Genomic DNA, 20,826 nt, shown 5'->3' with positions numbered 1-20,826 from the left:
ACAGCTTACTGGGCCTTGGTGGCTTTTTCAGCCTTCCAGGCCTTGAACTCGTTCCATTCGGCGCGACGTTGGTCCTGTTCTTTCTTCAGTTCATCGAACTTCTTTTGCTGGTCAGGCTTGAGCAGGGCGCGGATGTCGGACTGGGTCTTGTCCTTCTTGGCTTGCAGCTCGTCTTTCAGGGCTTTCTGGTCGGCTGCCGGGAGTTTTTCCAGGTAGCGCTTGGTGATTTCCTGGCGGCTCTTCATTTGCTCGCCCATCAGCTTGCCGATCTGCTGGCGCTGCTCGCGGCTCAGGTCCAGCTGGGCGAAAGGCGCTCCACCGCGGTGGTGATCGCCGTGGCGTGGGCCGCCTTCTGGCATGGCCATGGCGACGGTCGGCAGTGCGGCAGCGAACATCAGGGCGATAAGGGTCTTGCGCATGGTGTCTCTCCTTTCAAGGGCCGGTGATGACCGGATGTGCCCAGTTTAGGGAGATCAAGGTCAACGGCGGTCAGGCAAGGGTAAAGCTTGCGTAAAGATGCCCCGTTGCCTTGCTGACATTACAGGCTGTAGTAGTAACCGCGGCTGCGCAGGGCGACGATGCGCGGGCGCCCGTCAGGGTGGGGGCCGACCTTCTTGCGCAGGTTGCTGACATGCATGTCCAGACTGCGGTCGTACAGGGTGAGCTTGCGACCCAGGGCGATCTGCGCCAGCTCCTGCTTGTCCAGGGGCTCGCCAGGCTGGCGCAGCAGAGCTTCGAGGATGCGGCTCTCGGAAAGGGTCAGGGTCAGTTCCTGTTCGTCGACGCTGACCACGCCTCGGGCGGGGCTGAAGCACAGGTCGCCGACTTCGATCTGGCTGGGCGTTGCGCTGGGATGGCTACGGCGCAGTACGGCGCGCAGGCGGGCGGTGAGTTCGCGTGGATCGCATGGCTTGGCCAGGTAGTCATCGGCGCCCAGTTCAAGGCCAAGGATCCGGTCCAGCGGCTCGCCACGGGCCGAGAGCATCAGTACCGGCAAGTCGGCATGCTCGCTGCGCAGCTGCTTGAGCAGCTCCAGACCGCTGCCGTCGGGCAGCATGACATCCAGCACCACCGCAGCCGGTGCCTGCTCGGCCAGGGCCTTGCGGGCGCTCTGGCCGTCGTGGCACGCACGCACTACAAAGCCTTCCTGGGTCAGCCAGCTGCCTAGCAGCTCGCAGAGTTCCTGGTCATCATCAATCAGTAACAGCTCGCTCATGACTCACTCAATTCAACCATTGCCGACGCTTTCTGTGTCCGCCGCTGGCAAAGATACCGCAGAGTGCAGCCAACAGGGCAACTGCACCGCCAATCAGGAACCATTGTTGCTGATCGGTGATCAGTCGCTCAGCGGGTTTGGCCTGAAGTTCCTTGAGGGCCAGCTTCAATCGCTGGTTTTCCTGGCGCAGGCGGGTCAGTTGGGCGCTTTCGCGTTCGTTGTCGGCATTGTGCAGTTGCTGGGTCAGGGCCTCGCGCAGGCGTTCGCTTTCCTGCAGGCGCTGAGTAAGCTCGGTGATCTGGCTGCCGGCACTGAGCGACAGCGGGGTGCTGGTGGCGGGCTCTTCACCCTGGGCAAGCGGGCTCAGCAGCAACAGGCACAGCAGGGACAACGGACCTTGACGCATTGGAACTCCTGATTCTTGTCGGTTCAGCAGGTTGTCGGCTGTCGGGCGAGAATAATGAGCAGTTGCGTCGGCAAGAGGCGCAAGGCGGTGCGCACAGTGGCGCACCGCATGCAGGAGGTTACGGCAGGACTTGTTTGAACGGCTTGACCACGACCTTGTCGTAGACGCCGGCGGCAATGTACGGGTCGGCATCGGCCCAGGCCTGGGCGGCGGCCAGGGAGTCGAACTCGGCGACGATCAGGCTGCCGCTGAAACCGGCAGCACCCGGGTCGTTGCTGTCGATGGCCGGGTGTGGGCCGGCCAATACCACGCGGCCTTGTTCCTTGAGTTGCTGCAGGCGCTCGATGTGCGCAGGGCGAGCGGCCAGGCGTTTTTCCAGCGAATCGGCAACGTCACTGGCGATGATGGCGTAGAGCATGTCAATCCTCGTGCTTCGGAGTGGAAGGCGGGGTGGTGGGGTCGCTGTCGTGCAGGTGGCGTGACAGGTACACGCCCTGGGCCACCAGGAACAGTACGGTCATGCCGAGGCTGCCGAATACCTTGAAGTCGACCCAGATGTCCTGGAAGGTAAAGGCCACGAACAGGTTGGCCGCGCCGCAGAACAGGAAAAAACCGATCCAGGCCAGGTTCAGGCGCGACCAGACAGGCTCTGGCAGGTTGATGGCATGGCCCATGATGCGTTTGATCAGCACCCGGTCGCCGATGAAGTGGCTACCGGCGAAGGCCACGGCGAACAACCAGTTGACCACCGGGGCTTTCCACTTGAGGAAGGTTTCGCTGTGGAAGGCCAGGGTCAGGCCACCGAACACCAGGCAGGCGACCAGGGTCAGCCATTGGCCCTTTTCCAGCTTGCGCTGGCGGATGAACAAGGCGCCGTAGACCACTACGGAGCTCAGGATCAGCATCGCCGTGGCACTGAAGATGCCTCCAAGTTCGAAGCTGTGACCGGCTAATTCGACGGCACGAGGTTCAAGCTTGAAGACGATGAAGAACAGGAGCAGCGGGATGAAATCGATGAATTGTTTCACAGTGGCAGCCAGAAGCAGGATGTGACGGCATAATAACAAACATCAATGACAGCGAAAGCGCCACCTATGAATGTTGATCTGCACTGCCACAGTACGGCCTCCGACGGCGCCTTGTCGCCTACGGCACTGGTCGCCCGGGCCCATGAGCATGGCGTGCGGATGCTCTCGCTGACCGACCACGACACCCTCGAGGGCCAGGTCGAGGCACGCGTCGCCACCCAGGCCCTGGGTATACAGTGGGTCAGCGGGGTGGAACTGTCGTGTACCTGGGGCGGCGCGACCATCCATGTGCTGGGCTACAACTTTGCCCTCGACGCCGAGCCCCTGGTGGTGGCCATCGAGTCGTTGCACCGTGGGCGCTGGCTGCGCGCCGAAGAAATCGACCGACGGTTGGGCCTCAAGGGCATGCCCGGGGCGATGGACGGTGCGCGGGCCGTCCAGCAGGAGCTGGGCGACAGCGGTAATGCCCCGGCACGGCCGCACTTTGCCGAGTACCTGGTGCGAGCAGGCCATGTAAAAGACCGTGCTGAGGCGTTCCGCAAGTGGTTGGGGGCCGGCAAGCTGGGCGATGTCAAACTGCACTGGCCAACCCTGGAAGACACGGTCCAGACCCTGCGCCAGTCCGGTGCCTGGGTAAGCCTTGCGCATCCGATGCACTACGAATTAACCCGCAGCAAGCGCCGCCGGCTGATTGCCGACTATATTCAAGCAGGCGGCCAGGCACTGGAAGTGGTTAACGGGATGATGCCGGCCGAGCAGGTGGGCACCCTGTCCATCCTGACCCGTGAATTCGGCCTGCTGGCCAGTGCTGGCAGTGACTTCCATGGCCCAGGCACCTGGGGTGAGATCGGTGCCTACCGGCCATTGCCGGAGGACTTGCCGCCCTTGTGGCGTCGATTCAAACATGAGCAGCCTATCGCGGCCGTCTGAACAGGAAGAGAACGTGAGTCAGTTTTTCCAGATTCATGCGGAGAACCCGCAACCGCGCCTGATCAAACAGGCCGTTGAAATCATTCGCAAGGGCGGAGTTGTCGTCTATCCGACCGACTCGTCCTACGCCATGGGTTGCCAGATCGGCGACAAGAATGCCGTAGAGCGCGTTCGGCGCCTGCGTCAGCTGGACAAGAATCACAATTTCACCCTGATCTGTTGTGATCTCTCGCAGATGGGCCTGTTCGCCAAGATCGACACGTCGATCTTTCGTTTGCTCAAGGCGCATGTACCGGGACCGTACACCTTCATCCTCAACGCTACGCGCGAAGTCCCCCGCCTGTTGCTCCATGAAAAACGTCGCACCATCGGCTTGCGTGTACCGTCCAACCCGATTGCCCTGGCGCTGCTTGAAGAGCTGGGCGAGCCGTTGATGAGCGTCAGCCTGATCATGCCCGGCGAAACCGAGCCGATGACCGACCCCTACGAGATTCGCCAGGCCCTGGAGCACCATGTCGACCTGATCATTGACGGTGGTTTTGGCGATTTGAAGGCCTCCACCGTGATCAACCTGGCCGGCGACGAGCCCGAGGTGATCCGCGTTGGTTGCGGCGACCCGGCGCCCTTCATGGTCGAAGCGTGAGCCAGGCACCTACCACCGAGTCGATCCTCGATCCCCAAGCAGGTGCTCAGCAAGAGCTGCCACTGGTGCTGGTCTATGGCGAAGCCATGACCGAAATGCCGGTGGACCTGTACATCCCACCAGACGCCCTCGAGGTGTTTCTCGAAGCCTTTGAAGGCCCGCTGGACCTGCTGCTCTATCTGATCCGCAAGCAGAACGTCGACATCCTTGATATTCCCGTGGCGGAAATCACCCGCCAGTACATGGGCTATGTCGAGCTGATGAAAACCGTGCGCCTGGAGTTGGCCGCCGAGTACCTGGTCATGGCGGCGATGCTGGCCGAGATCAAGTCACGCATGTTGTTGCCGCGTTCGGTCGAGATCGAGGAGGAAGAGGGTGATCCGCGGGCCGAATTGATCCGTCGTCTGCAGGAATATGAACGCTTCAAAGCCGCGGCAGAAGGTATCGATGGGCTGAGTCGGGTGGGGCGCGAGATCATCGTGCCGCGACTGGAAGCGCCCCAGGCCAAGGTGCGCAAGTTGCTGCCAGACGTGAGCCTGGAAGAGCTGCTGGTGTCGATGGCCGAAGTGCTGCGCCGCGGCGACCTGTTCGAGAGCCATCAGGTCAGCCGTGAGGCATTGTCGACCCGCGAGCGCATGAGCGAGGTGCTCGAACGCCTCAAGGGCGGTGGCTTCGTGCCTTTCGTCGCGCTGTTCAGCGCCGAAGAAGGCAAGTTGGGGGTGGTGGTGACCTTCATGGCGATTCTTGAACTGGTGAAGGAATCCTTGATCGAACTGGTGCAAAATGAGCCCTTTGCGCCGATCCACGTCCGCGCCCGGGCCGAGTGACCACGAGCAACGCCATGAACCTGAACGATCCGCGCGACCTGGCGCCCCTGCTTGAAGCCTTTTTGCTGGCCTCGGGAAAACCGCAATCGATGGAGCGCTTGTTCGAGCTGTTCGAAGAAGCCGAGCGCCCTGAGCCTGCGGTGTTCAAGAAAGCCCTGGAGGTACTGCGCAGGTCCTGCAGTGGCCGCGCCTTCGAGCTCAAGGAGGTGGCCTCGGGCTATCGCCTGCAGATTCGCGAGGATTACGCTCCCTGGGTGGGTCGTTTGTGGGAGGAACGCCCGCAGCGGTATTCCCGGGCATTGCTTGAGACCATGGCGCTGATTGCCTACCGCCAGCCCATCACCCGTGGCGAAATCGAGGACGTACGGGGCGTGGCGGTCAACAGCAATATCATCAAGACTTTGCTTGAGCGTGAGTGGATCCGCATTGTCGGCTACCGCGAAGTGCCGGGTAAGCCGGCAATGTTCGCCACTACCAAGGCCTTCCTCGATCACTTCAACCTCAAGAACCTCGACGATCTTCCTGCCCTGGCCGAGCTGCGGGAAATGGAGCCTGAGCCGCTGCTTGAAGTCGATGACGCGCCGGTGCCCGCTCACCTGCAGGCCCTGGCCGACGAAAGTGCCGAGCCAGCAGACGGGAAGGAAGAAACCAGCTTCCGCAGCCTGCTGGTGGAGCTCGACTCGATGGAGGAAGGGCTCAAGACCGACTTTGACGACCTGGTCGATGACACGGCGGCGGTCGAAGACGCCGAAAACCTTGAGCCTGAGACGCCACGCGAGTGAACGGCGGCCTTCGGGCGGAAACAGACGGTGGCCTGGATAAATTCAGCTAGTCTCAGGTGCGCTCCACGCGTGATCAGCGTATGATTCGCGACCTTTTTGGCGCATGTTCGCCTTAATCAGTTTTCAATACCTACACCGGGAGGTGCCCAGATGAGTGATAAAGATCTGCAAGAAACCCAGCCGTTGCCGCCATCAGGCGAGAAGCTGCAAAAAGTGCTGGCGCGTATCGGCGTGGGCTCGCGCCGCGATGTCGAGGCCTGGATCAGCCAGGGCCGGATCAAGGTCAATGGCAAAGATGCCACCTTGGGCCAGCGCGTCGACCTGCATGACGCGATCTCCGTGGATGGCCGCGTGATCAAGCGTGAAGAGTCTGCCGAGACTGTGCGCCGGGTCATCATGTACAACAAGCCCGATGGCGAAATCTGCACCCGTGACGACCCGGAAGGCCGTCCGACCGTGTTCGACCGCCTGCCGCGGCCAAAAGAAGGCCGCTGGATCAACATCGGTCGCCTGGACATCAACACCACTGGCCTGCTGATGTTCACCACCGACGGTGAGCTGGCCAACCGCCTGATGCACCCTTCCTACGAGATGGACCGCGAGTACGCAGTGCGTGTGCGTGGGGAAGTGGACGAAGACATGATTGCCCGCCTCAAGGCCGGTGTCGTGCTCGAAGACGGTCCTGCGCGCTTTACCGATATCCAGGAAGCGCCAGGCGGCGAAGGTTTCAACCATTGGTACCACTGCGTGGTGATGGAAGGGCGCAACCGCGAAGTGCGTCGTCTGTGGGAATCCCAGGGCCTGGTGGTCAGCCGTCTGAAACGCGTGCGTTTCGGCCCGGTGTTCCTCAATTCCGACCTGCCGATGGGCCGCTGGCGCGAAATGAGCCAGCAGGAAGTCGATATCCTGGCGGCCGAAGTGGGCCTGACCCCGGTGGCCATGCCAACCTTGAACCACAAGTCCAAGGACAAGCTGGAGCGCCTGCAACGTAAGTCCACCCGTCCGCTGGGGCGTGGTGAGCGTGTGCGCACCTTGCGCCCCGCCCAGGACGCCGGCGCCGCCGAACGTCCTGCGCGCCAGCCGCGTGGTGAGGCCGAGCGTCCTGCGCGCCAACCGCGTGGTGAGGAGCGTCCAGCACGTCAGCCGCGCGGTAATGAGCGTCCAGCACGTCAGCCTCGTGGGGAAGCCCCGCGCAAGGACTCGGGCCGTGGCAGCGCCGTGGCCGAGCGTCCGAGCGATATGAACAAGCGCGGCAAGCCAGCACCGAAGCGTCCAGGCAGCACCCGCAACAAACCACGCCCGTAACGTATCGTGTGGGAAAAAAGCCAACCTTCGGGTTGGCTTTTTTTTGCCTTGAAAATCCGTGTCTTACAGAAATTTCGCTAAGGGGTGGAAAGTTTTTGAACCGGCTTGTAAATAAATCGTTACAAAGATTGGCGCCTTTGCCTGGCCTGCCAGTGGCCGCTCGTCGCTGTAAACAGAACTTGCCGAAAACCCCGCGCTAAAGCGGTTTCCGCGAACGTCAACCGCTTGCCCCAAGGCTGCCGCAGGGTTGAGATGTGTGCCATTGCCGTGTGCAAAGCCAGGGCCGGAGAGCCGGGCATTCAATAAGAACAAATGGAGGCGCCATGTACGCCGATTACCCCCAAAGGCTTGAACCTTTCCTCAGGACCGGTGCGTTTTGTCATCAGACAGTCACGCAACGTGTTGACCCCTGCGCGTCTGCAGGGGTATACAATGCGCCGCGTTTTAACTGTGACCCCAATGCGTACCGCGCACTCTTGCTGACACCCGGCTGATTCGACCACGGCGTTTGCCCTGGATGGGCAGCAGTTGGCCAAGAACCCTCAAGGTAACCACCTTGTTAATTCCGCTGCGCCACGAGCGTGGTGGGTCCGATTCCGTCACAGATAAAAACAAGCAGGTGACTTCGTTCATGAGTGGACAAAACACGCATTCAGGCGAGCTGAAACGCGGCCTGAAAAATCGCCATATCCAATTGATCGCCCTGGGCGGTGCGATTGGTACCGGCCTGTTCCTGGGTTCGGCCGGGGTGATGAAGTCGGCGGGTCCGTCGATGATCCTCGGCTATGCGATCTGTGGCTTCATCGCCTTCATGATCATGCGCCAGCTCGGCGAGATGATCGTCGAAGAGCCGGTGGCCGGTTCGTTCAGTCACTTTGCCCACAAATACTGGGGCGGTTTCGCAGGCTTCCTGTCGGGCTGGAACTGCTGGGTGCTGTACATCCTGGTGGGCATGTCGGAGCTGACCGCTGTCGGTAAGTACATCCACTACTGGTGGCCGGAGATCCCGACCTGGGCTTCGGCGGCAGCTTTTTTCATCCTGATCAACGCCATCAACCTTGCCAACGTCAAAGTCTTTGGCGAGGCCGAGTTCTGGTTTGCGATCATCAAGGTACTGGCCATTGTCGGCATGATCGCCCTGGGCAGCTGGATGCTGACCACCGGTAGCGGCGGCCCGCAAGCCTCGGTCAGCAACCTGTGGGAGCACGGTGGGTTCTTCCCCAATGGCGTGAGCGGCCTGGTGATGGCGCTGGCGATCATCATGTTCTCCTTTGGCGGCCTGGAAATGCTCGGTTTCACCGCAGCCGAGGCCGACAAGCCGAAGACTGTAATCCCCAAAGCGATCAACCAGGTGATCTACCGCATCCTGATTTTCTACATCGGTGCCCTGGTCGTGCTGCTGTCGCTGACCCCGTGGGACAGCCTGGTCACCAGCCTCGATGCCGCCGGCGGCACCTATGGCGCCAGCCCGTTCGTACAGGTGTTCTCGCTGCTCGGTAGCGATGTGGCTGCTCACATCCTCAACTTCGTGGTACTGACGGCGGCGCTATCGGTTTACAACAGCGGTACCTATTGCAACGCCCGCATGCTCTACGGCATGGCCGCGCAAGGCGATGCCCCGGCCGGCCTGGCCAAGATCGACAAGCGCGGTGTACCGGTGCGTTCGATCCTGGCCTCGGCTGCCGTGACCCTGGTCGCGGTGCTGCTCAACTACTTCATCCCGCAGCACGCGCTGGAGCTGCTGATGTCGCTGGTGGTTGCGGCCCTGGTGATCAACTGGGCGATGATCAGCTACTCGCACCTGAAGTTCCGCCAGCATTTGAACAAGACTGGCCAGACGCCGTTGTTCAAGTCCCTGTGGTACCCCTACGGCAACTACATCTGCCTGGCCTTCGTGGTGCTGATCCTGGGCATCATGCTGCAGATCCCGGGTATCCAGATCTCGGTCTATGCGATTCCGGTCTGGCTGCTGGTGATGGTTATCTGCTACAGCCTCAAGTCCAAGCGTGGCAAGCCTGTGGAAAGCGTTGCTGCCGAGGCGCTGAAGCACTGAGTCACCGCTGTTAGCTGAAACGCCCCGCATTGCGGGGCGTTTTGCGTTTACAGGTAAACGATTTCGAGGGTCGCCGAGCCATCCAGGGAGATGTCCTGGCGCAGGTCCAGGTCCAGCGTCGGGGCTATCACCGGTTTGATCTCGATGCTGGTGCTCAGGTTACGAAACGGCACCGGGCCCTTGGTGGTGTTGTCTTCATCGGTGAAGGCGAGCAGGGTCTTGCTGGTGATGCTGTTGCTCTGGGCGCTGGCATTGCTCCAATACGTCCCGCCGCCGGTGGAGTAGGTCAGGTAGGCCGCGGGCACTTGATCGGCGCTGATCAGTCTGGGGTCGAAGACCACTTCGAAAAGGCCGATGCGGTTGCTGGCGGCGTCCAGGCCCAGGCCATAGAACACCATGGAGTTGACCAATGCGGTGCCGTCGCGGTTGTCGTGCATGAGCAAGGCATAGCGTGCCGGGCTGTCGCAGCTGATGGTCAGGTTCAGGTGGCGTGATGGCAGCCGTGTACGCTTGTCGGGTTGCAGCGATTGCGCCGAAATCTTGCCGTAATCCACCACGCCGTTATTCGACAGCTGCGGTGTACAGGCAGCCGGCTGGATCTGCCAGTGCAGGTCAAGGTTGCTGGTGGCGCCACTGGCCGGTGCCTGCAACTGCCCGCTGGCGGTGGACTGGATCATCCCGTGGACCTGGAAGGCCGAAGCGGACAGCTCACCCTCTAGGGTCAAGGTCAGGCTCAGGCTGCGCCCACGCAGTGTCTGCCCCGCGCGAACCGGGGTCATGCCATGTTGCGGGCGCCAGTCCAGGCTGGCGGCGGCAGGTCCCGGGGCGGCGCCGGGGTGGCTGAGCAGGCCAAGCTCGACCGGCTCACCATCAACCACGGCATTGCCAGCCTTGATGCGCAAGTGACCGTTGTCGGTGAGTCGCCAGCGCTCGCTGTCCAGGAATTCGGCCTTGAAGAACAGGCTGAGGTCGACTGGGTGGGTACAACTGAGGTGGATCTGGGTGGTTTTTTCGGGCAGGGCCAAGGCCGGTTGCTGGGGGGTGAGCCGGGAGCGATCCAGGGTGCCGTAGTCAATCTGCTCGGGGCTGCTCAGCAGTCTGCATTCGTCGGCGTTGGCAGCCAGGAGGGGGAGTGCACCGGCACAGGCCAGGGCCAGGGTCAGCAGTCGTTTCATGGAAATGTCCTTGGTCGGGTCGATTGCGAGAACGCGGCGGCGGTTCAACTACAGGTGCGTTGGACGCTGGTGTAGTAGGTCTTTTGCGGCGCATCTGCGGCGGCATCGAGGACCACCCGGCATTCACGGGCCTGCGGATCGCTGACAATCAAGTGGCTGATGGCTTCGCTGCTGTCGATAAACACCAGGCCACCGGGTTGGACCAGGCTGATGAAGCGGCCCCGGTCATCGAACACCGAAGCGCCGGCAGGCAAGGGCTGGCCGCGGCCGTCGGTGACGGTCAGGAGCATCCGCCGTACGCTCCATGCATTGAAGGTCAGCCGCGGCACAGCACCACGGCTGGCCTTGAGTACCGCGGCGCCTTCCTCGACATTGACGTTGATCGGCAGGCTCTGGTTGTCGACCTGTACGGCGCTGCGGCCATAGGGACTCAGCGCCGGGATCACCGCACGGCCGGCAAAGTCCGTCCATACCGGGCCGTTGGGCGTGCTGGCTTTGACGCCAGGGGTGTCGGTCACGGTGAGAATGGCAAAGGTGTCGCGAATCGGGTAGGGCGAGGGGGTGATGCCGGCGCCGTGCACTGCCAGGCCACCGCGCAGGCCGACGTTGTAATTGGCGTCGCGCCCGTCGCCAGCATAGTTCAGGTCTAGCTGGGTATAGCGCGGGATTGCCGAAAGGCCCGCACTGGCCAGGTTGTTGCTGTCTCCTGAGCGGTGTTCGGCGCCCAGGCGGTAGCCGAAACTGTCGGTGACCTGCTGCTGGTAGTTCACGGTACTGGTGGTGTCATTGTCGCGGTGACGTATGCTGCTGCGCGCACGAGCGGTACTGCCCAGTGGCAGACTGACGCTGAGGTAGATCGCGTCGCCATTGTCGCCGTTGGTGTCGCCGACCGATTTTTCCACAGACGCCGAGACACTCACCCCGTTGTAACTGTTGCCCCAGGACAGGAACAGGCGTTGATTGCTGTCGTGCTGGTAGTAGGTGGTCTGGGTGTAGCCAAGGCTGAAACTGCCAATCACCGGGCTCCCCCAGCGCAGGCTGGTGCTGAGCTGGTCGCGGTAACTGGAGGTGTTGTCGCTCGCGTGGTAGGTGCTGTCGAGGAGTTCGCGGTAGCCTTGGCTACGATGATTTACGGCGACCAGGCTCGACCATTGTTCGTGCAGTTGCCAGTTCAACTGGCCGCCCAGTTGCAGTCCCTGGTGCTCCAGCGCCGTTGCCTGCGAGCCGATGGCAGATGCCTGGGCACTGAGCGAAGGGCTTAAGGCACCGTCGAGGCTGGCGCCTATGCTGCGATAGCCCTGGGCCAGGATCAGACCGCTGCTCAAACGCGAGGTCTGACCAATGGCGTCGGTCTGTCCCAGGCTCAGTACGGCCGGCTCGTCGGCTTCGTGGCTATAGCTGCGCACCCTGCCGGCACCGATACTGAAGCCGCGTTGAGCGGGCGCAGCAGCAGCCAGGTTGGCCGGTACGCGAAAACTGCGGCGCTCACCACTGGTTTCGATCACCGTCACTTCCAGGTCCGATTGGGAGGTGAGGCGAGGAATGTTGCTGATGCTGAACGGACCTGGCTGCACCACCGTGGCGTACAGCAAGGCACCGTTCTGGTGGATCTCCACCCGCGCCTGGCTGTTGGCGATGCCTTGCACACTGGCGTTGTCCAGTTGGGACAGCAAGCCATGTTCCGGGGTGAGCTGGGCGCCAATAATCTGCGCGCCGTTGAGCGCAGGGTTGACCAGGCTGATCTCGCCGGCCTGGAAGATGCTACGGCTCTGGACAAAGCTGCGTTGTGCATAGGTGTCGAGCATTTCACTGTGGACCCGGCCATCGGAACGACTGTGTACCTGGCGGCTGCGCAGGATCCAGTTGTCAATGTTGATGCCGAATTCTGTGTTGGCGGCTGCATAGCGGCTCGATTCGCCACCATAGCGGTTGAAGGTGCCGAACAGGTCGTAGTTCAGAAGACCTGCAACGCCACCCTGGCTGAAGCCATCGACGTTGTGCGGACGTCGCTCCAGGGCTTGATCGGGGATCACCAGTCGCACCTGCTGCCGTCCCGGGTCGAGTTCCACCTGCATGTGCGGGTAGGCTTCGCGCAAGTCTCGGCAGTCAGGCGCCAGGGGTGCTTTTGGTTCATCAACTACCGTCGGCCAGTCGGCGGGTCTCGCTGCCCCGGCAAACTGCAGCAACGCGTCGTCAAAGCACAAGGCACCGCTGGCGTCGAAGCGCGCTGCGGTCGAGCCCTTGTCATGACCGTTGACGTTCAGGCCGATGTGCTGCCTGCCAGGAGGGAAGCGTGCATGCTGGCTGAACAGCTGCGCCAACTGCGGGTCGATGCCGCGCAGGCGCAGGACCTCGTGGTCGAACACGGTAGGCGGCTCCGGGCTGTTCGAGGCGTGGGCAAGCTTGACGGATTCAAGGCTGATCAAACCTAGGCATAGCCCAGCCAGCAGTTGATTCGGGCAGTTGAAACTGCTCTTGTTAGGGGGAGAGGCGATCACTGTATGGCGGCCTCGTAGGGGTCAGTGGCGTAACCGTATACCGTCGCCGGCTGGAAGCGCACGCTGGACGCGGCACCGATGGCGGTGGGTAGCTCAAGGCTCACGTGCTCGTTGGCCAGTACGTAGCTGCGGGGAAGGTCCACGCGCAATTGACCGGGGTTGAGCAGCAATTCGCGGCCCAGGCGTACCACGTAGGGCGTGTTGTTCTCGACCCGCAACTGGTTGCCGTCTACGTGCCAGGTCAACCCCTCCCAGGGCGAACGATTTTTTGCCAGGCCCTTGGGGTGGAGGATCACCGGCAGGTTCTGGCGCACGCCGAAGCTGACGCGCATGCTGCCATTAGCGCCTGGGGCTTGCTCACGAATGCCTTCGAAGATCACCCGTTTCAGGCGCTGTTCCTTGAGCGGTTCAGTGCCGACGTAGTGGAACAGCACCTGTTGCTCGTGACCTGCCTCGACTCGGGTCACGGTGGGTTGCACCACCAGCAGGTTGTCCTGGTCTTCGGGCAGGTTTTCGATGAACACCGCCAGCAATGAGGCATGTGGGTCGGTATTGGTGACCAGGAAAGCGGTGCCGCTGGTATTGGCTTCCTCGAGAATCACCACCGAAGATTTGGGCACCATGCCGTCAGCCAGGGTGCTGGTTGCATGGGCAAGCAGTAAAGCTGCAGGCAGCAGGGAGCCGGTAATACAGTCGCGTAGGTATTTCATCGTATCGATTCATTGATGGCGTGCGGCGCAAGACCTTTGAGATGACTTCCTTGAGCTACTGGAAGGCGGTGCGCCGGCCGGGTGTGTCATGAAGGGCGAGCATCCGTTGTTCGCGATCTGAATGGGCTCAACGGTTCAGAGGTAGCGGACTTCGAAAGTTGTGCTGCCGTCGATCTGGACATCGCTGCTGTAGTCAATTCTTGAGTCCGCCCGACCTGTTACCGTTAGGGTGGTACTCAGGTCCTTTGCCGGTGTGGGGCCGCTGGCGACGTCGCTTGGATCTCCGAAACCGAGCAGGAAGTCTGGTCTGAGTTGGGCACGTTCAAATCCCTGAGTAGATCCACCGACACGTACCCAGTTTTCCCCCCGATCTCGAGAGGTGATGGTGTGCCGCACTACACCATCCACCAAGGCCGTAGTGGCTTGTATAAACATGTAGCCAATGACTTCATCTTTATGCGTGCCGAGCCCAAAACGGTTGACAGCCCCTGTCGCGTTATCAATTCGGTTGTCGAAGTTGACAAGTGCGAACAGTGTGGCGACTTCGCACTTGATAGTCAGGTCCAGCTGTTTGACCGGCAGTTGGTAATGAACGGTAGCTCCAGTGTCGAGGTCGTCAACGAAAAGGGGACCATAGTCAATCACACCGCCATTGCTCAGTGCTGGCGTGCAGGCCGAAGGGGTGAGGGTGCCGGTGAGTGTAACGTCGCTGGTAGAGGCGATGACGTGTGTACTGGCAAGGGTCGCGAGGAGTGAAAAGGATGCTACGGAAATTCTCATTATTATTTCCTTGGTTAGGGAGTTCGGGGATTTAGCGATCCCTTCTTGTTTTAAATTCAGGTCGTGCTTGATCAGAGATAAACAATGTTGAACGTTGTACTGCCGTCGATCTGAATGTCTTCGTTGGCAGGCAATGCCTTGTAAATAAAACTATTGATATCGAGGTTTGCGCTCAGGCGAGTGGCGGGAACAGGGGTATTCAAGTCGCCGAAAGCCACGCGGTTATCGGGCATTTTTTGAGAGGGGGCGAAGTACTGAAAAATACCGGCGAACCAGGTGTTGCCGGCGTTGTACGACACCAGGGTATTGACTGGTATGCCATCCAGTTCAGGGGTGCTGAGGCCTATCCCCATGGTGCCGATTTGCTGCTGTTTGTGCATGCCCAGGCCATGGCTGACGGGACTGATGCCGGAACTTTCGTGGCGGTTGTCGGTGGTGGTCAGGGCGAACGAAGTTTCACTGGCACATTGGATGGTCAGGCTCAATTGCTTGGCCGGAAGTTTGTATAAAGTAGCGTTCTCGTCTTCGAGGTCCCCGGTGGATACATGGCCATAGTCGACCACGCCGCCGTTGCCCAGCATGGGTGTACAGGCCGAAGGGGTCAGGGTGCCCGTGAGGGTGATCTCAGCGGTTGATGCCAAGGCGTGATTGCTGGCGAGGGTCAAGAGAAGTGCCAGGGGCACAACGAACTTCTTCACTGTTATTTTCCTTGGTGGATGAGTGAGGGCTTCTGACGTCCCTCTTAATAGAATGTCTAGGCGATGAATCAGAGGTACTTGATCTCGATGGTGCTGCTGCCGTCGAGATCGATATCGTCGGTGAAGGGCAGGTCTTTATTGATCGAGCCCTGAATGCGCATGGTGGCGCTCAAGAGCGTTGTCGGTTGCGGAGTGGTGTTGCCAAACCCCAGCATGAAGCCTTGGGCTATCGTCGAGTCGCGCATCAAGACAATATTGCTGGCTTTCCAGGTGACGCCACTGTCCTGAGATTCCAGTGCACCCCTCTGCTGACCATCGACCTGGGCGTTCTGGAACGCCATCGAATAGCGTCCGATGGGCATGGACTGGTAGGTTCCCATGCCGAAGTGGATGTCGCCGGTGGTGCTGGCGGTGCCGCTGCGGTTGTCTGTTGCAATCAGGGAGATGGGAGCTTCGGCCCCGCAACTGATGGACAGGGTCAGGGTTCTGTCTGGCAGTTGGAAGTTGTCGAGGGTCTGGGCATGGATCGGGCCGTAGTCGATGACCCCGTTGTTGCTTAGTGTTGGAGTGCACGCGTACGGCGTGATGGTGCCGGTGACGGTCATTTCGGTGGTGGAGGCGATCGCGTGAGTGCCAGCCAGGGAAGCGACAAGGGAGAGGGACAATACGGACTTCTTCACAGGTTTTTCCTTTATTGGTTCTTGTGTTAGGTGGTGCGGATGTCCCGTTTTTGAGCGCAGAAATGCGTCACTGGCCACGTGGGGCAATGTGCAGGTCTGCAGTCGACGGGATTCTGTAAGGCCGATCAGGCCATGTTCTTCTGGTAGGTGCTAGAGGTACTGGACCTCGACGGTCAGGTTGCCATCCATGAGCGACTGGTCGAAATGGATGATGTCGTTGCGAACCCAGCCGCTGACTTCCAGTTCCAGGCTCAGTTGCCGCGCGGGCGTCGGGCTGGTGCTGCCAGTAGAGGCAAAGCCGAACCTTGTATCGGGGCGGTCGCCCAGATGCTTGAACAATGCGCTGGTCAAGGGCGTCCAGGTCTGGCCCTGGTCAGTGGAATAGAGGGTGTCCGCCGGAAGATTGTCGAGCAGGACAGTGCCGCCAGCCCAGCCCGCGGTATAGAATCCGATAGGCTCGCCTTTGGGCGTATTGCCCAGGCCGAAGGTACGGGCTTCGCCGGCGGAGTTGCTGTCGCGACGGTTGCCGGTCGCTACCAGGGCCAGCGGCGTCGGCCCACCACAGTTCACCAGCAGGGTCAGGTTACGCAGTGGCAGGGTCGAGTGCGTGGGATCGTCGGGGTCGATCGGCAGCTCAGGGATGCTGAGGTCTCCGTAATCCACCCGCCCACCCAAGGACAGCGACGGCGTGCAGGCGGACGGTGTGAGGGTACCGACCAGGCTGACATCCGTGGTACTGGCGTTGGCGCCGAGACTGAGGCAGGTTAGTAATGCTGCCAGGGTGCATGGCGTTGCGTTGCTCATGACTCGGTCCTTTGACTAAGGGAAGGAGCCTCCGCGCCGGTGCAGACACTGTTGAAGCATCGACGCCGGAAGGCACTTCGGGTCGCAACCTAACTCGGTTTTGCCCGTTACCAGAAACCGGTTTCTGGTCCTGTGTCATCCATGACGGTACTGCTGGTGCATAGGGTTGAGGGTGAGCGCTGTGAATGTGCTTTGCTTAAAATGGCCTGACCAAAACTGCAAAAGCGGGCTTGTCTGCGCTGTGAGGGTGCCGATTATGCCCAATAAAATGTTCCTGTAAAGAGGTGGTGATTGAAAATTTGTGCTTATGACGCAGTGCGATCAACAGAGTGCGGAGAGCGTTTGCGTCATGAGCGCACCCGCCTTGGGATGCGGCAGGATGATTTTTCCCGTCTGGGCGGCGTCAACCGCAATACCCAGGGAAGCTATGAAAAGGGCGAGCGCAATCCCGATGTCGCCTACCTGGCTGCGGTGGCACAGGCGGGGGTTGATGTGTGCTTCGTCATCACTGGAATGCGTACGGTTGAAACCGCGCAGGGACTGACCGAACCGGAGCAGCGTCTACTGGCGCGCTACCGTTCGTTGGCCAATGCCGACCAGGAAATTGTGCATCGAGTGATTGGCGCAATGGCCAGTGCGATGAGTGATGTCGAATAGCGGTTGTTCACTCTTCCTACAAAATTATCAGACCGATTAAGGTCTATTTTAATACGATTCCCCGTAACGTCTTTCCTTTCAAAAATCCAAGGGAAGGATGGTCATGCCTACGTACAAAATTTGTTTTCCCGATCAGGCGTCCGGCATTCACCCTGACAGTCAGCTCAATGAATCGGAGTGCGATCTGGTCGTGTTGTTTCGACAGTTGTCCTCGGCCGATCAAGTTCGGGTCAGGCGAGTGATCGAGGTGTTGGCCCGGAGTACATCTGTCATGATCGACGAGGCCTCCTGAGGCGGGAGGGCAGCGTCGTTTTTTACTGTTTTGCAAGGGTAGGTGAAAGTGCAACTTTCAAACACGGTGCAATTGCCCGATGACGAAATCGAACTGACGGCCATCCGTGCCCAGGGGGCGGGCGGGCAGAACGTCAACAAGGTTTCCAGCGCCATGCACCTGCGCTTCGACAGCCAGGCATCGTCATTGCCGCCGTTCTACAAGGAGCGCTTGTTGGCCCTGCGCGACGGCCGTATCACCCGCGATGGGGTGATCATCATCAAGGCTCAGCAGTACCGCACCCAGGAGCAGAACCGCAATGATGCGCTGGAGCGCCTGCGCGAGTTGATTCTCTCGGCCATCAAGGTTGAGAAGACGCGACGCCCGACCCGACCGACCCTGGGTTCGAAAACCCGGCGGTTGGACACAAAAAGCAAGCGTGGAGCGATCAAGGCCGGACGCGGCAAGATCGATTATTGAGGCGGGGAAATGAGGCCGTTGCAGCGAGGGGATTCTTGACGGTGTGAAAACGTGTTGACGGGGTAGTCCCTGCATCAGCCGTTTTCACACAGTCTGATCGGTGCGCGATTATTCCTGGTCGGCGCTTGAGGTGTCGTCGCCGTCGTGGTCAGCCTGAGCTGGTTCGGCGCTGTGAGTGGCAGGAGTCTGCTCTTCTGGGTTCAGGCTTGGGAAGGGAAGATTCGGGATTTCATGCATCTCGTCGTTCCTCGCAAGTGTGTGGAAAGGCTGCGCAAGGCGCGCGTGGCTTTTGAAAGCCTGTGCAGGATACAGGAAGCTGAATGACAGTATGAATTTTCCTGCCGATTGGTGTTTGAACGCCTTGCGGGGCAAGCCCGCTCCCACCTGTCCGGTGGGAGCGGGCTTGCCCCGCGATGGTTCTACCGGCAGACGTCGGCTATCGCCGCCGCCAACGCCCCGAGCCGCGAGGCATCAGCCCCGGCGACATTCGCCCGGCCAGTGCCGACCATGTATACGCTGTGCCGGTCACGCAACTGCCTGACCTGCTCTGGCGACAAGCCTGTGTAGGAGAACATTCCGCGTTGCTCGGCGATGTGTGCAAAGCGTTCGCTCAAGCCATGCGGTGCAAGCGCTTCGACCAGTCCGACCCGCAGCTGGGCAATGCGCTGACGCATGGCCTCGACTTCTTCGATCCATAGGCGTTTCAAGTCGGCATCGCCAAGAATCTGCGCCACGACCGCAGCGCCGTGATCCGGTGGCGTCGACCACAGGTTGCGGGCCAACCACGCCAGCTGACTGCGTACATCCACCAGCTTCTCGGCATCATGGCTGCACACCAGCAAGGCGCCGGTGCGGTCACGGTATAGGCCGAAGTTCTTTGAACATGAACTGGTGATCAACAGCTCAGGCAGTTCGGCGGCAAAGAGTCGGACTGCCCAGGCATCCTCTTCCAGGCCATCGCCGAACCCCTGGTAGGCAAAGTCGATCAGCGGCAGCAGCTCGCGACGGCGGACCACTTCAAGCACTGCGCGCCAGTCGTCCTGCGACAGGTCGAACCCGGTCGGGTTGTGGCAGCAGGCATGCAGGAGCACCACATCGCCTTTTGGCGCCGACTCCAGTGCAGCCAGCATCCCGGCCACGTTCAGGCAGTTGTCCGCACCGACATAGAGGTAGTGACTGACCTTGAGGCCAGCCCCGGCAAAAATGGTTTCGTGGATCGGCCAGGTAGGATCGCTCAGCCAGATGCCGCGGCCGGGCAGGCAGTGTTCGATGAACTCTGCCGCCAAGCGCAGGGCGCCGGTACCGCCCGGGGTCTGGGTGGCGCCGGCGCGCTTGTTGCTGAGCAACGACGAGTCACTGCCCAACACCAGTTCGCTGACCAAACGACCGAAGTCTGCGTCGCCATGACCGCCCACATAACTCTTGCTGGCCTGCTGCTCAAGCAGGCGCTGTTCGGCGTGCTTGACCGCCGCCGGAATTGGCGTCAGGCCCTGGGCATCCTTGAACACGCCGACGCCCAAGTCGAACTTGTTTGGATTGCTGTCTTTGGCATACGCCTCCATCAGCCCCAGGATCGGGTCGCCGGGTACGCGCTCGATCGCGCCAAAGTGCATTACTTGCGGCCTTCGGCGGTGTTGGCGACCTCGTCGGTGCGCGCGGCCATGATGAAGTCGTTGCGATGCAGGCCCTTGATCGAATGGCTCCACCAGGTCACGGTGACTTTGCCCCACTCGGTCAGCAGGCCAGGGTGATGGCCTTCGGCTTCGGAGATTTCGCCGACGGCATTGGTGAAGGCCAGGGCGTGTTTGAAATTCTTGAACAGGAAGATCTTTTCCAGCTGCATGATGCCGTCACGGACTTCGATGTTCCAATCCGGGATCTGCTTGATCAGTACCGGCAGTTCTTCGTCGCTGACCTGTGGGGCATCGGCACGGCAGGCTTCGCAGTGGGCTTGGTTCAAGGCGTTCATAAGGTTTTCCGCAAGTGGTTTGTTATTGGTTTGCAAGGTCGCTCAGGCAGCGACCTTGGGTGGAAATTTAGGTGCGTGCAGGCCCATCTTCATTGCAGTGTGGACCATGCCCATGATGTCTTCGTGGGCAAGATCGAACAGGCGCTTGAGGTTGGGCAAGGCAAAGTACAGCGGCTGCAGGATGTCGATGCGGTACGGGGTACGCATGGCTTCCAGCGGGTCGAAGGCCTGGTGCTCAGGCTCGTCGGACAGGCTGTAGACAGTTTCTTTTGGCGAGGAAAGAATGCCGCCGCCGTATATCTTCCGGCCCTGCGGGGTATCGACCAGGCCGAATTCGATGGTCATCCAGTACAGCCGCGCCAGGTACACGCGCTCTTCCTTGGTAGCCTGCAGGCCAAGTTTGCCGTAGGTATGAGTGAATTCGGCGAACCAGGGGTTGGTCAGCAGCGGGCAGTGGCCAAAAATCTCGTGGAAAATATCGGGCTCTTGCAGGTAGTCGAGCTCTTCTTCGGTACGAATGAAGGTCGCTACCGGAAAGCGCTTGCTGGCCAGCAGTTCAAAAAAGGTCTGGAAGGGGATCAGCGCAGGAACCCGGGCGACTTGCCAGCCGGTGGTGGCGCCCAGCACTTTGTTGATTTCGCCCAACTGCGGAATGCGGTCGTGCGGCAGGTTCAGCTGGTCGATGCCGTCCAGGTATTCCTGGCACGCGCGACCTTCGATCACCTTCAACTGACGGGTAATCAGGGTGTTCCACACCGCATGCTCTTGCTGCGGGTAGTCGATAAACCCTTGCGCATCGGGCTCGCGAGCCACGTATTGCGTCTGTTTCATACTGCTCTCCTGCTGAGGGCCTTTTTTGTTATGTGATCAAGCCGTTGCTTAAGTGATACCCCGCTGGGCGGCACTTTGCATCG

At 60.6% G+C, this 20,826-nt stretch carries 23 protein-coding genes and 1 pseudogene; 8 read left to right on the top strand and 16 right to left on the bottom strand.

Annotation, left to right across the window (positions count from 1 at the left end; translation table 11 throughout):
* Positions 1-5: 5 nt before the first annotated feature.
* The 5 genes from H621_RS0117950 to H621_RS0117930 form a co-directional block, all read right to left on the bottom strand.
* On the bottom strand, positions 6-419 hold the full coding sequence (locus H621_RS0117950) for a Spy/CpxP family protein refolding chaperone (protein ID WP_028944725.1): 414 nt from the start codon (positions 417-419) through the stop codon (positions 6-8).
* Positions 420-538: 119 nt separating this feature from the next.
* The gene (locus H621_RS0117945) at positions 539-1,216 is read right to left on the bottom strand and encodes a response regulator transcription factor (RefSeq protein WP_028944724.1); all 678 of its coding nucleotides are present in this window, start codon (positions 1,214-1,216) and stop codon (positions 539-541) included.
* Positions 1,217-1,223: 7 nt separating this feature from the next.
* Positions 1,224-1,622, bottom strand: a complete 399-nt coding sequence (locus H621_RS0117940; protein ID WP_028944723.1) for an SH3 domain-containing protein — start codon at positions 1,620-1,622, stop codon at positions 1,224-1,226.
* Between the two features lie 118 nt (positions 1,623-1,740).
* The gene (locus H621_RS0117935; protein WP_028944722.1) at positions 1,741-2,040 is read right to left on the bottom strand and encodes a YciI family protein; all 300 of its coding nucleotides are present in this window, start codon (positions 2,038-2,040) and stop codon (positions 1,741-1,743) included.
* 1 nt (position 2,041) lies between these two features.
* Positions 2,042-2,650 carry a septation protein A gene (locus H621_RS0117930; RefSeq protein WP_028944721.1) on the bottom strand — a complete coding sequence of 203 codons (609 nt, stop codon included), beginning with the start codon at positions 2,648-2,650 and terminating at the stop codon, positions 2,042-2,044.
* Between the two features lie 66 nt (positions 2,651-2,716).
* On the opposite strand from H621_RS0117930, the gene H621_RS0117925 reads away from it, so the two are divergent.
* The 6 genes and pseudogenes from H621_RS0117925 (at position 2,717) to H621_RS0117900 (ending at position 9,190) form a co-directional block, all read left to right on the top strand.
* Complete coding sequence (locus H621_RS0117925; RefSeq protein WP_028944720.1) at positions 2,717-3,580, top strand: PHP domain-containing protein; 864 nt, start codon at positions 2,717-2,719, stop codon at positions 3,578-3,580.
* Between the two features lie 13 nt (positions 3,581-3,593).
* The gene (locus tag H621_RS0117920; RefSeq protein ID WP_036990014.1) at positions 3,594-4,223 is read left to right on the top strand and encodes an L-threonylcarbamoyladenylate synthase; all 630 of its coding nucleotides are present in this window, start codon (positions 3,594-3,596) and stop codon (positions 4,221-4,223) included.
* An 86-nt stretch (positions 4,224-4,309) separates the two neighbouring features.
* Positions 4,310-5,050: a segregation and condensation protein A gene (locus tag H621_RS0117915; RefSeq protein ID WP_245219092.1), complete on the top strand. Its 741-nt coding sequence runs from the start codon at positions 4,310-4,312 to the stop codon at positions 5,048-5,050.
* A 14-nt stretch (positions 5,051-5,064) separates the two neighbouring features.
* Positions 5,065-5,829, top strand: a pseudogene (scpB, locus tag H621_RS0117910) (SMC-Scp complex subunit ScpB); the annotation flags it as partial.
* A 153-nt stretch (positions 5,830-5,982) separates the two neighbouring features.
* The gene (gene rluB / locus H621_RS0117905; RefSeq protein ID WP_028944716.1) at positions 5,983-7,137 is read left to right on the top strand and encodes a 23S rRNA pseudouridine(2605) synthase RluB; all 1,155 of its coding nucleotides are present in this window, start codon (positions 5,983-5,985) and stop codon (positions 7,135-7,137) included.
* Between the two features lie 631 nt (positions 7,138-7,768).
* Positions 7,769-9,190: an amino acid permease gene (locus tag H621_RS0117900; protein ID WP_028944715.1), complete on the top strand. Its 1,422-nt coding sequence runs from the start codon at positions 7,769-7,771 to the stop codon at positions 9,188-9,190.
* A 47-nt stretch (positions 9,191-9,237) separates the two neighbouring features.
* Here the strand turns inward: H621_RS0117900 and H621_RS0117895 are convergent, their stop codons facing one another.
* The 7 genes from H621_RS0117895 to H621_RS0117865 form a co-directional block, all read right to left on the bottom strand.
* Positions 9,238-10,365: a DUF1120 domain-containing protein gene (locus H621_RS0117895; RefSeq protein WP_028944714.1), complete on the bottom strand. Its 1,128-nt coding sequence runs from the start codon at positions 10,363-10,365 to the stop codon at positions 9,238-9,240.
* Between the two features lie 44 nt (positions 10,366-10,409).
* Entirely contained in the window at positions 10,410-12,731 is a 2,322-nt protein-coding gene (locus H621_RS27220) for a fimbria/pilus outer membrane usher protein (RefSeq protein WP_167332125.1), read from the bottom strand.
* A gap of 128 nt (positions 12,732-12,859) precedes the next feature.
* Positions 12,860-13,573 (bottom strand): fimbria/pilus chaperone family protein, encoded by a 714-nt coding sequence (locus H621_RS0117885; protein WP_051270588.1) that lies wholly within the window; start codon positions 13,571-13,573, stop codon positions 12,860-12,862.
* A gap of 135 nt (positions 13,574-13,708) precedes the next feature.
* Entirely contained in the window at positions 13,709-14,353 is a 645-nt protein-coding gene (locus H621_RS0117880; RefSeq protein ID WP_028944712.1) for a DUF1120 domain-containing protein, read from the bottom strand.
* A gap of 71 nt (positions 14,354-14,424) precedes the next feature.
* Positions 14,425-15,018, bottom strand: coding sequence for a DUF1120 domain-containing protein (locus H621_RS0117875; protein WP_146117336.1), 594 nt, complete (start codon positions 15,016-15,018; stop codon positions 14,425-14,427).
* A gap of 101 nt (positions 15,019-15,119) precedes the next feature.
* A complete protein-coding gene (locus H621_RS0117870; protein ID WP_051270585.1) occupies positions 15,120-15,731 on the bottom strand; it encodes a DUF1120 domain-containing protein in 612 nt (203 codons plus the stop codon).
* Between the two features lie 150 nt (positions 15,732-15,881).
* Complete coding sequence (locus H621_RS0117865; protein ID WP_028944709.1) at positions 15,882-16,535, bottom strand: DUF1120 domain-containing protein; 654 nt, start codon at positions 16,533-16,535, stop codon at positions 15,882-15,884.
* A gap of 342 nt (positions 16,536-16,877) precedes the next feature.
* On the opposite strand from H621_RS0117865, the gene H621_RS0117860 reads away from it, so the two are divergent.
* Complete coding sequence (locus H621_RS0117860) at positions 16,878-17,192, top strand: helix-turn-helix domain-containing protein (RefSeq protein WP_084167979.1); 315 nt, start codon at positions 16,878-16,880, stop codon at positions 17,190-17,192.
* Positions 17,193-17,532: 340 nt separating this feature from the next.
* Entirely contained in the window at positions 17,533-17,943 is a 411-nt protein-coding gene (gene arfB, locus H621_RS0117850; protein WP_036990018.1) for an alternative ribosome rescue aminoacyl-tRNA hydrolase ArfB, read from the top strand.
* 108 nt (positions 17,944-18,051) lie between these two features.
* Here arfB and H621_RS27215 read toward each other — a convergent pair whose 3' ends face one another.
* Genes H621_RS27215 through phhA form a run of 4 tightly spaced genes read right to left on the bottom strand, consistent with a single transcriptional unit; the run spans position 18,052 to position 20,743 of the window.
* Entirely contained in the window at positions 18,052-18,315 is a 264-nt protein-coding gene (locus H621_RS27215) for a hypothetical protein (protein ID WP_036990012.1), read from the bottom strand.
* Positions 18,316-18,362: 47 nt separating this feature from the next.
* Positions 18,363-19,556: an amino acid aminotransferase gene (locus H621_RS0117840; protein ID WP_028944705.1), complete on the bottom strand. Its 1,194-nt coding sequence runs from the start codon at positions 19,554-19,556 to the stop codon at positions 18,363-18,365.
* Positions 19,556-19,912: a 4a-hydroxytetrahydrobiopterin dehydratase gene (locus H621_RS0117835; protein WP_028944704.1), complete on the bottom strand. Its 357-nt coding sequence runs from the start codon at positions 19,910-19,912 to the stop codon at positions 19,556-19,558. Before H621_RS0117835 ends, H621_RS0117840 begins: the two co-directional genes overlap by 1 nt.
* Before the next feature lie 42 nt (positions 19,913-19,954).
* A complete protein-coding gene (phhA, locus tag H621_RS0117830; protein WP_028944703.1) occupies positions 19,955-20,743 on the bottom strand; it encodes a phenylalanine 4-monooxygenase in 789 nt (262 codons plus the stop codon).
* Between the last annotated feature and the right edge of the window lie 83 nt (positions 20,744-20,826).

The organism is Pseudomonas vranovensis DSM 16006 (assembly GCF_000425805.1).
GTDB classification, from domain to species: Bacteria; Pseudomonadota; Gammaproteobacteria; order Pseudomonadales; family Pseudomonadaceae; genus Aquipseudomonas; species Aquipseudomonas vranovensis.
The sequence above is the reverse complement of the archived record's forward strand: the minus strand, read 5'-3'. Positions and strand labels throughout refer to the sequence as shown.

What these genes read in the sequence shown, in the direction of transcription:
- phhA (WP_028944703.1), bottom strand. Translation starts at nt 20,743, where the DNA reads ATGAAACAGACGCAATACGTGGCTCGCGAGCCCGATGCGCAAGGGTTT.
- H621_RS0117935 (WP_028944722.1), bottom strand. Translation starts at nt 2,040, where the DNA reads ATGCTCTACGCCATCATCGCCAGTGACGTTGCCGATTCGCTGGAAAAA.
- rluB (WP_028944716.1), top strand. Translation starts at nt 5,983, where the DNA reads ATGAGTGATAAAGATCTGCAAGAAACCCAGCCGTTGCCGCCATCAGGC.
- H621_RS0117880 (WP_028944712.1), bottom strand. Translation starts at nt 14,353, where the DNA reads ATGAGAATTTCCGTAGCATCCTTTTCACTCCTCGCGACCCTTGCCAGT.
- H621_RS0117945 (WP_028944724.1), bottom strand. Translation starts at nt 1,216, where the DNA reads ATGAGCGAGCTGTTACTGATTGATGATGACCAGGAACTCTGCGAGCTG.
- H621_RS0117835 (WP_028944704.1), bottom strand. Translation starts at nt 19,912, where the DNA reads ATGAACGCCTTGAACCAAGCCCACTGCGAAGCCTGCCGTGCCGATGCC.
- H621_RS0117950 (WP_028944725.1), bottom strand. Translation starts at nt 419, where the DNA reads ATGCGCAAGACCCTTATCGCCCTGATGTTCGCTGCCGCACTGCCGACC.
- H621_RS0117840 (WP_028944705.1), bottom strand. Translation starts at nt 19,556, where the DNA reads ATGCACTTTGGCGCGATCGAGCGCGTACCCGGCGACCCGATCCTGGGG.
- H621_RS0117900 (WP_028944715.1), top strand. Translation starts at nt 7,769, where the DNA reads ATGAGTGGACAAAACACGCATTCAGGCGAGCTGAAACGCGGCCTGAAA.
- H621_RS0117895 (WP_028944714.1), bottom strand. Translation starts at nt 10,365, where the DNA reads ATGAAACGACTGCTGACCCTGGCCCTGGCCTGTGCCGGTGCACTCCCC.
- H621_RS0117940 (WP_028944723.1), bottom strand. Translation starts at nt 1,622, where the DNA reads ATGCGTCAAGGTCCGTTGTCCCTGCTGTGCCTGTTGCTGCTGAGCCCG.
- H621_RS0117915 (WP_245219092.1), top strand. Translation starts at nt 4,310, where the DNA reads ATGACCGAAATGCCGGTGGACCTGTACATCCCACCAGACGCCCTCGAG.
- H621_RS0117885 (WP_051270588.1), bottom strand. Translation starts at nt 13,573, where the DNA reads ATGAAATACCTACGCGACTGTATTACCGGCTCCCTGCTGCCTGCAGCT.
- H621_RS0117865 (WP_028944709.1), bottom strand. Translation starts at nt 16,535, where the DNA reads ATGAGCAACGCAACGCCATGCACCCTGGCAGCATTACTAACCTGCCTC.
- H621_RS0117925 (WP_028944720.1), top strand. Translation starts at nt 2,717, where the DNA reads ATGAATGTTGATCTGCACTGCCACAGTACGGCCTCCGACGGCGCCTTG.